The 13766-nt window shown below is 66.9% G+C and carries 11 protein-coding genes; 6 read left to right on the top strand and 5 right to left on the bottom strand.

Translation table 11 applies throughout. The features are described from left to right. Nucleotides 1–9: 9 nt before the first annotated feature. The 4 genes from VZQ01_RS00190 to VZQ01_RS00175 all read right to left on the bottom strand — a co-directional run bounded on the left by VZQ01_RS00190 (nucleotide 10) and on the right by VZQ01_RS00175 (nucleotide 7688). Entirely contained in the window at nucleotides 10–2418 is a 2409-nt protein-coding gene (locus VZQ01_RS00190) for a hypothetical protein (RefSeq protein WP_223751058.1), read from the bottom strand. A gap of 41 nt (nucleotides 2419–2459) precedes the next feature. Continuing rightward, complete coding sequence (locus VZQ01_RS00185) at nucleotides 2460–4007, bottom strand: hypothetical protein (RefSeq protein ID WP_223751059.1); 1548 nt, start codon at nucleotides 4005–4007, stop codon at nucleotides 2460–2462. An 84-nt stretch (nucleotides 4008–4091) separates the two neighbouring features. Then, nucleotides 4092–4919, bottom strand: coding sequence for a hypothetical protein (locus tag VZQ01_RS00180; protein ID WP_426746607.1), 828 nt, complete (start codon nucleotides 4917–4919; stop codon nucleotides 4092–4094). A gap of 1026 nt (nucleotides 4920–5945) precedes the next feature. Then, nucleotides 5946–7688 (bottom strand): N-acyl-D-amino-acid deacylase family protein, encoded by a 1743-nt coding sequence (locus VZQ01_RS00175; RefSeq protein WP_426746606.1) that lies wholly within the window; start codon nucleotides 7686–7688, stop codon nucleotides 5946–5948. 207 nt (nucleotides 7689–7895) lie between these two features. Here VZQ01_RS00175 and VZQ01_RS00170 point away from each other — a divergent pair, with 207 nt between their 5' ends. Then, complete coding sequence (locus tag VZQ01_RS00170) at nucleotides 7896–8213, top strand: hypothetical protein (protein WP_408890625.1); 318 nt, start codon at nucleotides 7896–7898, stop codon at nucleotides 8211–8213. Nucleotides 8214–8296: 83 nt separating this feature from the next. After that, nucleotides 8297–9037 carry a peptidoglycan-binding domain-containing protein gene (locus tag VZQ01_RS00165; protein WP_223751063.1) on the top strand — a complete coding sequence of 247 codons (741 nt, stop codon included), beginning with the start codon at nucleotides 8297–8299 and terminating at the stop codon, nucleotides 9035–9037. A gap of 6 nt (nucleotides 9038–9043) precedes the next feature. Here VZQ01_RS00165 and VZQ01_RS00160 read toward each other — a convergent pair whose 3' ends face one another. Further along, entirely contained in the window at nucleotides 9044–9586 is a 543-nt protein-coding gene (locus VZQ01_RS00160; protein ID WP_426746605.1) for a biotin transporter BioY, read from the bottom strand. Nucleotides 9587–9922: 336 nt separating this feature from the next. Here VZQ01_RS00160 and VZQ01_RS00155 point away from each other — a divergent pair, with 336 nt between their 5' ends. The 4 genes from VZQ01_RS00155 (at nucleotide 9923) to VZQ01_RS00140 (ending at nucleotide 13721) form a co-directional block, all read left to right on the top strand. Then, entirely contained in the window at nucleotides 9923–11374 is a 1452-nt protein-coding gene (locus VZQ01_RS00155; RefSeq protein WP_426746604.1) for a hypothetical protein, read from the top strand. After that, a complete protein-coding gene (locus VZQ01_RS00150; protein WP_426746603.1) occupies nucleotides 11371–11751 on the top strand; it encodes a hypothetical protein in 381 nt (126 codons plus the stop codon). The genes VZQ01_RS00155 and VZQ01_RS00150 overlap by 4 nt, the downstream gene beginning before the upstream one ends. Before the next feature lie 63 nt (nucleotides 11752–11814). Then, nucleotides 11815–12564, top strand: a complete 750-nt coding sequence (locus VZQ01_RS00145) for an RNA methyltransferase (RefSeq protein WP_223751067.1) — start codon at nucleotides 11815–11817, stop codon at nucleotides 12562–12564. Nucleotides 12565–12683: 119 nt separating this feature from the next. Beyond that, nucleotides 12684–13721 (top strand): hypothetical protein, encoded by a 1038-nt coding sequence (locus VZQ01_RS00140; RefSeq protein ID WP_267696457.1) that lies wholly within the window; start codon nucleotides 12684–12686, stop codon nucleotides 13719–13721. The last annotated feature ends 45 nt before the right edge of the window (nucleotides 13722–13766 follow it).

The raw sequence follows: 13766 nt of genomic DNA, 5'->3' as shown, positions 1-13766 counted from the left end.
CAGCAGAAACTACGGGATGATCTCAATATGCACAGCGTAGCTCCAGGGCTTGAGCAGGGCCTCAAGCTCTGCTCCCATCTCCTTGACTTGGAGGACGTGAATGCCCGTCTGCTTGCTGAACCACTGCGCCATATAGTTCTTGGCCTCGCTCGGGCCCAGCGGAGACAGCATGCCGTCGTCCGCGATCTTCACCACCGTGTCGCTGTTGCCGTAGGTCCCCTGGCTCTCGACGATCTCCTTCTTGACCTGCGGGTACGGATTCTTGGGAGTGCCTACCATGTCGATGCGGATAAGGGAGTGGTCCGGGTGCATCCAGATCTCCTGCCCGCGATCGAGCACTGGTAAGTTGCTCCACCCGACAATCTTATCGTTCATGTCGCGAACGGGAGATCCAAAACCGCTGGACCGCAGCATTTCCTGAACCTCCGCCCGGCTCCGCTTGTAGACGGACGGCAGTCCCTGGGCGGCAAGTCCCTTGGTCTTTGCCAACTCCACCCACACTGCGTCCACCTTGAGCATCGTCCGCTCGGAGGCGGCCTGGAGCCCGCGCCCCTTGAGATACGGCGCAAGCACCTTCACGGCTTCGTCCTTCATCGTCTTGTCCAGCAGCTTGAGGATCTGCTGGCCGGTGATGCCATCCAGGTGCTCGAGGACTCCCTCGCTCAGCCTTGCGACCAGGGCCTGCCGCTGCTCCTTGGTGAGGTCGGAGCAACTGTCGATGAAGCCGCCAATCTTGGCCATGGGGACCGCGCCCAGGCCGATGCCTACTGTGTTCCCGACGATCCGCCAGAACTGCCCGCTGCCGATGATCAGACCCATGCCCGAGGCCATGCGGTCACTCACCGAGAGCTCGGCACCCCACGGATTGCAGAGCTCCTTACCAGTGACGACCTCGCACAGGTCCACGAAGTCTCCCGCCGGACTGAGCGAGATTGCGACGGTGGCCGCAATCTTCGCGGCCGTGGCGGCGCCATCCAGCAGGCGGTTGAGCGTGGTGGGAATTGTCGGGTCTTCCGCCGCGACGCCTTCGTTCATTGCCTGGTAGCCGCCGTGGAGCGCTTCCAGGCTATCGAGCACCAGGTTCTGCTGCGCTGTCGCCGTGCCTTGCCAGAGGTTGAGGTTGTTCTTGAGCGCGTATGCCTGGGCGGACGTGTCACCGCGTTGTTCCAGCATTGCGACGAAGGCCTTGGTGGTCTCTCGCACGGGGGTGTCGCGGAACCAGTCGCCCTCCCCCATGTACACTTGAATTTCCGCCAGCACAGACTGCTGGGCGTTGAGGAAGGCGCCCCACTCCTCCGTGGACACACCCACTCGCGACTTCAGCCCCCGCTCGAAGACGTCCTGGTTGAAGCGCCACAGGCGCACCACGGACAGGAATCCCTGACGGTCCACCACCACGCCACTGCTGACCGTCCGGTGCAGTTCCACGATGATCTGATCCGCGAATGCCCGGTACGGGTCATTGTTTGGGTCGAACGGGTCTCCAGAGCTGACGTCCGGCGCCTCCACCTCGCTCACCTGTTCATCGTTCAGGTCTGGTGAGTAGGTGTCCGGATTGTCCAGATCCACGCCGCCGGTGGGCTGTGTAGGCAGGGTGTAGCGGTCCAGCAAGTCCACCTGTCCGCGGAAATCCGCGACGATGCGGTCAATCTCCGCGCGCAGCTCGCTGATGCTCGTCTTCAGGTCCTTGAGGAACTGGACCAGTCGCTCACGGACTGAGGAGGGGACGGTGTTGTACTTCTCAATGAGTGTCCGCAGCTCGGCATCGGTGATGGAGTCCAGCGAGCGGCTCATCAACTGCTTGAGCTCATCTTGGAGGGCCGTGAGCTGGGCGGCCTGCGCTCGTGCCGAGTCGAGGGAGTCGCTGAGGCGGCTTAGCCGGTCCAACTCGCGGATCAGCTCCACCTCGAGCGAGGCCAGGCTGGAGGCCAGGGTGGGGTTGATCTCGCTCAGCTGCAGCGCGACGTTGGCCACGCCGGTGAAGGGCTTGCCATCACGGACAATGTAGAAGAGGCGCCGCTCCTGCAGGCCGGCCGAGTTCAGGTTGACGATGTTCTCGGCGAGGGTGCAGTAGTCGTTGCCGCCCTGAGTGTAGACGTTGAAGAAGAAGTCGTTGGAGCCCCAGCGCAGCAGGCTGCCACCGAAGTCCGCCCGGAAACGGTTGAACTCGTCCCTGTTCGGCCGGCGGACGAAGGCCCCCGCGACGGTGTATGTCGGGATGGGGATGCCATTGACCTGGAAGAAGGCGTCTCCCTCGTTGACGATGGATGCGGAGGCACAGCTCTGCTGACTGACGTACGACACGGCCTGCCAGTCGATGCGGTACTGACGTGCCAGGCTTTGCGCCGAGGCCTGCCATGGTGTGACACCAAGCGCGGCCACGACGAGGGTCGCGCACAAGGTCCAGATGCGTTTCATGAAAGGAGTTCTCCAGAGGCTTTGGAACGGACGGGGAAGGCTCACAGGGCCTCTGACGAGCGGACTGCTACGTCATGGGCCGTCACGGCAGCGCGCAGGTTGTTGGCGGCGAGGTGCTGCTCGACCTCTGTGAGCATCGCGCCATCGACTCCGGCATTTCTCATCATGGAGATGTTGAGCCGGAGGGTATTGGGGATGGTGCTGGTGACGTAGGTGCGTGACTTGGAGTACTGCAGCGTCAGCGCATTGCAGCCCGTACCCATCCAGGGCGTGGAGGTGATGCGGGCGCAGACGGGCTGGAACTGCAGGACACCTTCGTGCTCCAGAAGCTTGCCAGCCATGTAGTGCAGACGGAGCTTCGTGCTGCGCGGGGGCAGCTTGCCGACTTGGGTGACGCGGGCGTTCATCTCGGCCAGGAACTTCTGCGATGCGTCCAGGGTCGCCGCGTCCGTCATCGTCCGGCGGGTAGCGGCGTCAGCCGCCTGGGCTACCAGCGCCTCCCGGCGGCGCGTCATGCCAGTGAGGGTCTTCTGGACGATGTCGCTCACGCGCTGATATCGCGAGTCCGCATAGGACACCACGCTCTCCAGGACACGGACGGACGTGGTGACGAGTTGGGGGCGCGCGAGGGTGTTCGCCTGCATGAATGCGACATAGGGGCGCAACTCCTCTTCCAGGACGGAGTCCTCGTGGGCGAACTGGCGGGACATCCGGACGGCGTCGAGTCGCATCTGCTGGGGGGCGGCGCTCTCCGCGCGGCTGAGCTGCACCAGCTCCATCTGCACATCGCCTAGTGTCACCAGGGTGGCCGCCGAGGCCCGCTGCACCAGCTCTTGGAGCTGCGCCAGGATGACCGGTTCGTTCGTCCGGTATACGGCGAACTGCTGCACCAGGACGGAATAGGCGGGCTGGAGCGCGTCTACCCGCGCTTTGTGTGCGTCCAGGGTCTGTTGGACCTTGGCGAGCATCTCCCGCGAGTCGGCCGCCGCGGCCTCAGCGCCCCGGTTCTCCTCGGCTGCCTTCAACTTCAGGATGTCGGACAGGCCGGTGTCCAGGATCTGATTGTTGCTCTTGCGCAGCGCCTCCAGGTCATCGGAGTTGTCGAGCCACGTACCCCCGGAGACGTTCTTCATCTTCTGGATGCTCAGCTCGTAGGAGCGCATGGTGACGTCCGGGGAGCTTGCCGTTCGGTAGAACGTCATGATGCGCTCGGTTTGGGCCCGGTACTCCGCTTGGCTGTCGATGGTGGTGGCTTCGGCCCAGAGCACGGGGGGCCACCCCATGCAGCTCTGCCAGGAGGTAGGAGTGAAGATGGTGCACTTGTTCTTGATCTGCTCCACCAATACCTTGTTGTAGATGCTGGCGACGTCCTCGGTAGCCTGACAGACGATAGAGCTGTCGGGGTTCTCGTGGCGCTTGCCACAGAGTCGCACCGTGCCGAGTGGCTGGCGCTGCGTGGCGGTGGGCAGGGCTTCGACGCCGGCTGTCGGCTCGCCGAATGGGGTTTGTTCCGGGCTGCAGGCGCCCAGCAGCAGCGCAGTGGCGGCAGCAAGGCCGGATCTTCGGATGGGATTGTGTCTGGACATCATGAGAATGGGATGCCTCACGGGCCGGCATGCGCCGGCCCGTCTCGGGATGGGTGGTGATTAAACGGGATTGCGCGGGGGCTGCCGTCAGGGTGTGAGCCACGGGGCCAACTGCGTCCGGCCCAGGTTCACCTTCGCCTCGGCTGCGGCGTACTGCTGGGCCGCCACCTGGTAGTCGGCCTGATACTGGGCCTGGGCGCCCGCGTCAGAGCGCGCCGCCAGCTTGTCGATGATGGGCTTTGCCTCGGCGCCGAGGAAGTCCCGCAGCGTCTTGGGCGTACCGTCCGCGTTCGTGTAGTCACCTGCATCGCCGAGCGTTCCCAGGGCGAAGTAGAAGTTGGCGAGCGTCTCCCGCTCCGCGTCGTTCAGCGTGTCATCACAGCCCATGGTCGTCTTGAAGATGATAGGCGCCGCGTCCTTCGCCTGCGCGCGCAGGTCATTCATGGACTCGGTGGTGAGCGCGGTGAAGAAGAGATTGGACAGTTCCTGCATGAAATCGAAGGCGGCGCTGTATTCGACGAGGTAGGCGAGGTTGTCCCGAGCGACCTTCCTGGCATTCGCCTCGTCCTGGAGTTGCTGGAGGATCGCATTGGCTTGTGCGGTGCTGTCCACGTCCACTTGGTTCCACTGGATGTCCAGGGAGATGCGGCAGGTTTCATTGAAAGCGGCGTACTGCGTCCACGTGGAAGAGTCCTTCAGCTCGATGGAGCTGAGGTGCTGGCGGGCCAGCCCCCGGACCACATGCTGCGGCGTGGACATGAAGACATACTTCTGGCCGGCCTCGTCCTTCGGAGTCAGCGTCACCTCAAGCGGGTATTGCGTGGAGCAGTTGCCCGTCATCACGCGATTGAATGCGGTGCGCATGGGGACGGCGGTGGCGAAGGTGTCACCGACGAGCGTCTGGGTGGAAATCACACAGCGTGTGAGTCGCCCCGACGCAAGGGTGCACCGGGCAGGCGAGACGAGGTCCACGGTGGTGCTGGAGGCAAGGGCGGAGCCTCCCCCCAATGAACAGACAAGGAGCGTTCCGAGCAATGCTGGTCGAGTCATGGTGTTCGTCTTTCGATGCGTTGGGCAGGGCCTATCCCTCGCGCAGGGTGGACAGTCCCGTAACGTGGGATGAGGAGGTTTTTTCGGGCGTGGATGAGCAATGTCAGGCAGCGCCCTGGATGGGGTGGCTTAGGTGTAGAACAGTTAAGGAGTTCGGGAACCTCTTGAGCGGGACGAACGGGTCAGGCTTGGGGCAGGGGCAGGTCGCTGACTCCCCTCAACCCCCCTTCACGGGTTCGGCCGAGGTGGGCGGCTTCCAGGCCGGCTGCGCCGCCGCTGTTGGGATGGTGAGGAATACGACTCGACAAGAAAGGCGCCGCCCTTTCCGCGTATCGGAGTCGGAGGCTCGAGGCATGGTGAGCTTTCGTGGCTAGCGAGAACATCGTCTCGCGAAGCGCCTGGCCGCTGGCCGAACCTGCCCGGCTCCTGCCGGTAGAGGACTCAGCCGTCGCCAGATGCGGTCGCGGTGTCCAGGTGTTTGCAATGGACGGGCCGAGCACTCCTAAGGGGCGCCTTCCACGTCACCGGCGAACAGTCCGTCCACGCGGTGGGACGTACATCCTGCCGGACAGATGTGGGCGCAGCCTCACGCTGACTTCTACAGGCCAGTTTGGACGCGAATCGCTCACCACGTTCGTTGCGCGGCACGCGGGCCGTCAGGCGAGCCGCTGTCGGGGCGGGCGCCGAGAACAGGTCCCCGCGATGGCTTTCTGCTCGGCGAAGCGGAGGTTTCTGTAGACGATCAGCCCCGCGACGCATGCTGCCGCCGATTTGGAACGAAGGGAGTTCCGAGGCCTGCGGCATGGTCTCGACGTGGCCGCAGCTGCCCCTTCGTTGAGCACGCTGAGCTGATTGTTGAGCGGGCTTGTCGCAGCGATTTGGCAGGAGGAGTCAGGCGTTGGCGCGCAGCACGCCGCCGAAGCCCCGCTCACGGCCGAGCGCCGGGGACACCGCGCCGTCACTCACCGCCTCGCGGCCGGAGATGAGCACGCTCTTCACGGCGGCGTCGTTGCGGCGCACCAGGCGCACGAAGCCGCCGAAGTTCTCCATGGGCGCCTCCGCGATGGCGTCGAGCTTCGCGTCCAGGCCCTCGGGATTGACGATGACCAGGTCCGCGCGCTTGCCCTCGGCGAGCACGCCCGCGTCCATGCCCAGCCACTCGCCAATCTCACCCGTGAGCCGGTGCACCGCGCGCTCCACCGTCATGAACGACTCGCCGCGCTTGTCGGCCTCGCGCACCAGGCGCAAGAGGCGCAGCGGGAAGTTGTAGTGAGCCATGTTGCGCAGGTGCGCGCCCGCATCCGAGAAGCCGATGAGGATGTCCGGGTGCTTGCAGATGTACTCCAGCTCCTGCAACCGGTCGTTCGCCATCACCGTGTACCAGCGCAGCGCGTCCCCGTGCGTGGCGATGAGGTCCAGGAACACGTCCACCGCGTCGCGGTCCTGCTCCTTCGCCACCTGCGCGAAGGACTTGCCCACCACGCTTTTGTCCGGGCACTCGAGGATCTGCGATTGATTGAAGTCGCGGTGGAAGGCGCGCGGCAGGAAGCGGTTGGTCCACTGGCTTCGGAATTGCGCGCGGTAGACGGGGTCCTTGAGCAGGCCCGCGCGGGAAGTGGCGTCCTGCAGGTGCAGCGCCGCGGCGCCCGCGCCGAACTCCTCGAAGACGACCAGGTCGATGCCGTCCGCCCACAGGTCGAAGATCTCGGGCAGGGCCTGCCAGCGGAAGTTGGCGCCCAGCAGCGTGTTGGCCGCGCGCGAGAGCACGCCGATGAGGCGGTGGATGCCTCGGCTGGCGCGCGGGTCCATCATCGAGATGACCGTGGTCTTCAGCGTCTTGCGCCACAGGCCCATGCTCTCCAGCAGGAACAGCACCACGTTCACCTTGGTGCTGATGTTGGGCACGCCCTGGAAGACGCGGCCGCGCTCGCGCAAGAGCTTCGTGAGCCGACGGTACTCGCTCCAACGCGCGTAGGTGGAGGGCAGGGGGCGGCTGCGGATGTCTCGCGAGCCGCCCATCTTGTCCCACTTGAGCGTCATGATGGACAGGCCCAGGTAGCCCAGGTCCAAGCCGTCGCGCACGAGCGACTCCATGCGGCGCAGCTCGTCCTCGCTGGGGCGCACCGTGGAGTCCAGGCTGCGGTGCAGTCCCATGGCGTGGGCGCGCAGCGCGGAGTGTCCCAGGAAGGACGCGACATGGGGACCCAGCGGGAGCTGGTCCAGGTGCTCCATGTAGCCGCCCAGCGTGTCCCAGGACTTGCGCTCCTCGAGCAGCGAGCGGACGGTGTCGTAGGGGATGGCCTCGACGCGGCAGAACATGTCCGCCAGGTCCTCGGGCTTGCCCACCGCGAGGCTCAGCGAGCAGCTGCCCACGACGACGGTGGTGACGCCGTGGCGGACGGATTCGGAGAGGGACGGGGCCAGCTCGACTTCGGCGTCGTAGTGGGTGTGGAAGTCGATGAAGCCGGGCGTCACCCAGTGCCCGGTGGCGTCGATGACCCGGGTGCCTGGAGCGCGCTCGATGGGGCCCTCGGAGAGGCGCGCCGCCTTGCCTGCCTGGATGCCCACGTGGAGCTTGCGGGGTGGGTTGCCCAGACCATCGAACACGAGTCCGTTCTCGACGATGAGGTCCATGGCGGGAGCCTAGGTCCGCTGTTCTGTCGAGTTCCAGGAAGAAGCCGTGCCGGGGATGGATGTGCTTGCGCGCGGGCGCACTGCGTCATGGTGATGGATTGCCCCTGGGACGAGGGAGAGGGGGCTCGGCTGAGTGCCCGCTGTCAGGGGTGGGGGTGCCTAGCTTGGTCGGCGGAAGAAACGAACGCGACGAGCACGGGAGGCGAGATGGCACGGACACGATGGAAGTGGCTCACGCTGCTGGGCTTGGGGACGTCCCTGGTGGCCTTCGCGGGGTGCGAGGACGGGGAGGTACGCGAGAACTCGCGGCAGATGGGGCGTGAGGTGGGCAAGGCCGCGAAGGACGTGCGCGAGGGCACGCGCGAGGCGGCGAAGGACATGAAGACGGCCGCCGAGGAGGCCTCGCAGGGCTTCAAGGAAGGCATGGGCGGCGCGGGTGAGGCCGGTGAGGTGGAAGAGACTCCGGACGCGCGGGAACGTTCGCTGGAAGACCACGAGCTGCCCGCCGAAACGCCTGCTCGCTGACGTTGCGGGAGGCTTGGTGGCGTCATGGCTTCGCGGGGTGACAGGATGTGCCCCGCGGCCACGGGCTGGCGCGCGGGTGTCCCATGAGCGAAGTCGAGTTGGGCAAGGTGTTGCGCCGGGGTGAGGAGTCCTCCGGCGTGCGGCGCATCCAGGAATGGCTGACGTTGAGCGGGTTCGCGGTCGCCATCGACGGGGACTTCGGTCCGGCGACGGAGGCCGCGCTCAAGCGCTTCCAGGCGAAGGTGGGGCTGCCCGTCTCGGGCGTCGCGGATGCGGCGACGTTCGAGCGGCTGACGGGGCCGCTGCGCGCGGCGCTGGCCACGATTCCGCCGGCGGGGCGCACGTTGGGGGCGCTGACGGTGGCGTACGCGGCGCAGCACCTGCGGCAGCTGCCGCGCGAGGTGGGCGGACGCAACCGGGGGCCGTGGGTGCGGCTGTACCTGGATGGGAACGAGGGTGCGTCCTTCTGCTGGTCCGCGGGGTTCGCGACCTTCTGTCTGAACCAGGCCGCGAGGACGCTGGGGACGCCGATGCCGCTGGAGCGCACGTTCTCCAGTGACCTGCTGGCGGCGCAGGGCAGGGCGCGCGAGCGCTTCGTGTCAAGCCTGAGCGCTCCGCCGGACCGCGCGCGAATCCGGCCCGGGAGTCTGTTCCTGCGAAGGCGCACGCCGGGAGACTGGTCCCACTCGGGCATCGTCACCGAGGTGGATGAGGAGACCTTCCAGACCATCGAGGCGAACACCAACGACGAAGGCGCGCACGAGGGCTACGAGGTCTGCGCGCGTACCCGGGGCTTCAAGAACGTGGACTTCGTCGTGGTGTGAAGGATGTCAGACTTCGCGAGCGCGGGCGAACCGCCAGGCGAAGTGCGTGAGCAGCCCGGCGATGAGCGCCTTGAGCAGCCCGCCGGGGAGGAAGGGCACGAAGCCCTTCTTGAAGGCCGTGGCGAGGTCGAGCGACTTCGCCACGCTCAGCCAGCACATCCCGATGATCAGGACGAGCAGCTGTCCCGCGAGGAACAGGGGCACCGCCGTCCACAGTCGCCGGTCGTAACCACGCCGGGCCGCGAGTCCCACGAGGAAGGCCGTGGGGAGGAAGCCCACCAGATAGCCGCCCGTTGGTCCGAGCAGGGCACCCCAGCCGCTCGACGCCTTGGCGAAGAAGGGCAGGCCCACCGCCCCCAGCAGCAGATAGGCGAGCTGTCCCAGCAGCCCGCGTCGAGGCCCGAGCGCGGCGGCGGTGAGGACGACGGCGAGCGTCTGTCCCGTGACGGGCACCGGTGAACCCGGCACCGAGATGGCGACCTGCGCGAACAACGCAGTGCAGAGCGCGGCGCCGAGGATGACCGCGACCTCCTGGACTCGAGTCCGCACGAAGCGGTCCGCCAGGACGTGACCAGACGGGACGTGGGCGCTCACCACGGACCTGTCCACGAGCAGTGCGTGCGGCGTGATGACCTGGAGGGGCGTGAAGACACGGGCGGATGCTCGGCGAGGAGGCAGGGCGTTGCAAGGCGATGACCACGGCCTTCGACCGAGCCCCGGCTGCCCCAGCCGGTCCTCGCCCACCGCTGAGCCTTCGGCGAAGAGGCGGAGTATCGAACCGACGAATGTCGCTTGGGCGACGCTCCCGAGGTGATGAGCCCTTTGGCTCCATGGGCCTGGCCTGACAGGCTCCGGATGGATTCAACCACGCGGAGGACATGCCCCATGGGGATGCAGGTTCGGCCCCTGCCGGAGGTGGACCCGTCGACGCCCGCTCCGAAGGGTTCGGCGCCCGAGGTCGAGCAGACGCCCTCCGCCTCGATGTCGGCCGGCAGCCGCCTGCTCGCGGTGCTCGGGAGCTGGCGCGCGCGGCTGGCGCTGATGAGCGTCTGGGGCGTGTTGCTCTTCGTGGCCTTCCAGCCCGGGCTGCTCTCCAGCGACTCGCTCGACATGCTGGCGCAGGGGCGTGCGGGTCGCTACTCGGATTGGCACTCTCCCTTCTTCTCGTTCGTGTTGGGGAAGTCCTTCGCGCTGACGGGGTCGACCTGGCCGGTGCTGGCCCTCCAGCTCCTGGTGCTGTCGCTGGGCCCTGTCCTCCTGCTCGGGCGTGTCTCCGGAAGACGCGGGCTGGGGGCGCTCGCGCTGCTCGTCGTGTACTGCCTGCTCCCGAGCACCTGGGCCGTCGGGGTGACGCTCTGGAAGGACGTGTTCAACGCGGTAATGCTGCTGGGGACGGTGATGCTGCTCACCCGAGGGCGTCCGGGTTGGGCCTTCGCCTGTCTGGTCTTCGCGACCCTGACGCGGCACAACGCCATCGTCGCCAGTGTGTTGCTGGTGCCCATGGTGGTGGCGCGCGTCCCCGCGCTGATGAAGGAGCGGGCTCGCCCGTTCATCGCCGGTGGCATCCTGCTCGGAATCCTGGCGTGCGCCCCGGGCTTCGTCGAGCGAGCCATGGGCGCGCAGAAGTCGTGGATCGCCGGCGCGCTGCTGGTGTTCGACGTGGTGGGCGTCTACGTGCGCGAGCCCTCGGCGATGGATGGCTCGCCGCTCGTGGAGCGGTGGCAATGGACTCCGGAGCAGCTGGGCGGACTGTATGACCCCCGGTCCATCACTCCGCTTCTATGGGGAGAACCGGCGCGTGGCTCCATCTCCACGACGCAGGTGCTCGAAGCAAGGGATGCCCTGACACGCGAGTGGCTCCGGGTCGTGCGCACGCATCCAGGCGCGTATCTGCGGCACCGCTTGTCGACGTACTCCGCGAGCCTCGGCCTGGGAGACTCCTCCGACAGCTACTATCGGGACATCGGGAGCTTCCACCGCGTCATCGATCCCAACGACCTGGGCTTGACGCTGCGAACCCACACCGCGGTCCATCGGGCCCTGTCGGCGATGCGCGAGGAGTTCCCGTGGGTCGCGGCCAGTGGCGCACCGTGGCTGGCGTTGACGCTGGCGCTGGCGGTCGTGGGCTGGCGTCGTCGCGCGTTGGATGGCGGGTTGATGTTCTGCGTGGCCGCCTCGGGCGCCTGCTATGCGTTGGCGTATCTCCCCGTCTGCGTGAGCGCCGAGTTCCGCTTCTATTATTGGACAGCCATCTCCTCGTTCGTCGCGAGCGCGCTGTGGCTGGCCCGGTCTTCCTCGGACAGCGTACAGGCACCTGCGCTAGGGTCTCGCTCATGACATCGTCCTCTCTTCTCCAGAAGGCTGCACTCACCGCGGTCGTCGCCTGCGGTGTGGCCTGTGGCGAGTTCGACCCCGAATCGGCCCGGACCATCTCCCAGGGTGTCTACGGGCTCACCGAGTATGTCGACGACGTGTGCTCCTCTTCCTGCGACCCCGAGCCGCGGTCGATGGAGTTGAGCATTCGCACGCAGTCCGACGGTGAGCTGGTGACCTCGGTGAAGTCGGACGGCGACGGGTTCTACGAGGCCGAGCTGGCCTCGGGGGACTACGTCATCTGCACGAGCTTCGAGCGCTGCACGGACTTCAGCGTCGAGTCCGGGCAAGCCGTTCGTCTCGACTACGAGATGTCCGTGGGACCGGGCTGGAAGAAATAGACCTGGGAACGCGCCCGTGCGGATGTCCGCGACGGGTCCACACGTGGCGGGTAAGGTGGCCGCATGGCTCTCACCTCCCACCTGCGCGTCGTGCTGCACCAGACCCAGGGCCCGGACAACCTCGGCGCCGTGGCGCGCCTGGCCGCGAACTTCGGTGTGGCGGAGCTGGTGCTCTCCGACCCCCAGCTCCAGGAGATGGACGGCGCGCGCCGCATGGCCGTGCACGCCGGCCACATCCTCGAGTCCGCGCGCATCTACCCCACGCTCCCCGAGGCCCTCGAGGACGTGGTCTTCGCCATGGGCACCACCTCGCGCCAGAACCTGCGCGGCATGTCGACCCTCTCCCCCGAGGACGCCGTGGCGCTGCTGTCGCTGCACGCGCAGCGGGGCAAGGTGGCCCTGGTGCTCGGCGGCGAGAAGCGCGGCATGTCAGACGAGGACCTGAGCCACTGCCAGCAGGCCCTGGTCATCCCCACCCGGCCCGAGCAGCCCTCCATGAACCTGGCCCAGGCGGCCGCCGTCCTGCTCTACCTCTGCGCGCGAGAGCAGGTGGAGCAGACCACTCCCGGCGCCGTGGAAGGTGCCCCGCTGCGGCTGGTGCAGGCCCTCCAGGCCTGGATGCGACAGGTCCTCCTGAAGGTGGGCTTCCTCAACACGCAGGCCCCGGACGCGCTGCTCGCGGAGATGATGCACTCGCTCACCCGCGCGGCGCTGTCCCGGCGCGAGGTGGAGATGTGGCTCACCGCCTTCAAGCACCTCTCCCGGAGCGTCGGGCTCCCGAAGCTCGATTCAGATTCCAAGAAGGAGAGTTGAGCCCACGTCTGTGAATGCGGTGGGCCGGGTCTCGTCGGAAGCGGCCCGGGGGTACTGGAAAACCCCCTGAAGGGCGCCTAGAAGCACGCCCCTCATTCACGACGAGGCACACCCACCGTATGAATCGAAAGAACGCGCTCGGCACCCTGCTCGCGCTGGGACTGCTGACCACCCTGACCGCTCACGCCGAGGTGGTGTTCGCCCAGGCCAACCTCCTGCTCAACAAGAACCAGCTCTCCGCGGTGAACTACCGGGGCAAGGGGCTGTCGCTTCCGGTGGGCACGAAGGTGCAGGTCCTCGAGCGGGATGACGACGAGGTCCGCTGCCGCGTGGTCGACTCCGGCGCCGAGTTCCGGTTCGTCTCGCACAAGAGCCTGGGCAAGACGGCGCTGGCGCTGTTCCCCGGCTTCTTCTCCGCCAAGGACCCCGCGGCGCGCATCGCGGCGCTCACGCCCGAGGAGCAGAAGCAGGTCAAGGCGGGCACGCTCGCCAAGGGCATGTCGCGGGACGCGGTGCTGCTGACGGTGGGCCCGCCGCCGCCGCACCGGACGCTGTCGCTCGAGAGCACGAAGTGGACCTACTGGAGCTCGAAGTTCTCCACCTTCGAGGTCATCTTCGACGCGGACGGCAAGGTCGTCTCGTACGGCGGTGAGCCCGAGCCCGCGCCGGCCGCCGAGCCGGCTCCCGCGCCGGCGCCGAAGTTCTTCCACGCGACGGCGAACTTCCACTTCCAGGACGACACGGTGTCGTGGGTGAACTACCTCAAGGGCCCCATCCTCCCGTTCAACACGAAGGTGGAGGTGCTGGACAAGGGCAGCTCGAAGGTGAAGTTCAAGGTCGTGGAGACGGGCAAGGAGTTCGTGTTCGAGAATGACTCGCGCTCCGGCGCGGACACGTGGGCGCTGTTCCAGGCCTCGTTCGCCGCCGAGGACCAGGCCGGCAAGCTCGCCGAGCTGTCGCCGGAGGACCGCAAGAAGGTCTCCGCGTCGGAGGTGGTGATTGGGATGTCGCGCGCCGCCGTGCGCATGGCCTGGGGCCCGCCGCCTCCGCACGAGACGGCGTCCTTCAACTCCACCACCTGGACCTACTGGAAGTCGTCGCTCGCCAAGGTGCGCGTGACGTTCGACCAGGACGACAAAGTCAAGTCCATCGACTAGCGGTCCGCTGTCACGGCTGTCCGGGTGGAAGCACGCCCCCGGACA

The organism is Myxococcus faecalis, from assembly GCF_050039385.1.
GTDB lineage: Bacteria > Myxococcota > Myxococcia > Myxococcales > Myxococcaceae > Myxococcus > Myxococcus fulvus.
Note: the sequence above shows the minus strand (reverse complement) of the source record. Positions and strands in the feature narration are given on the sequence as shown.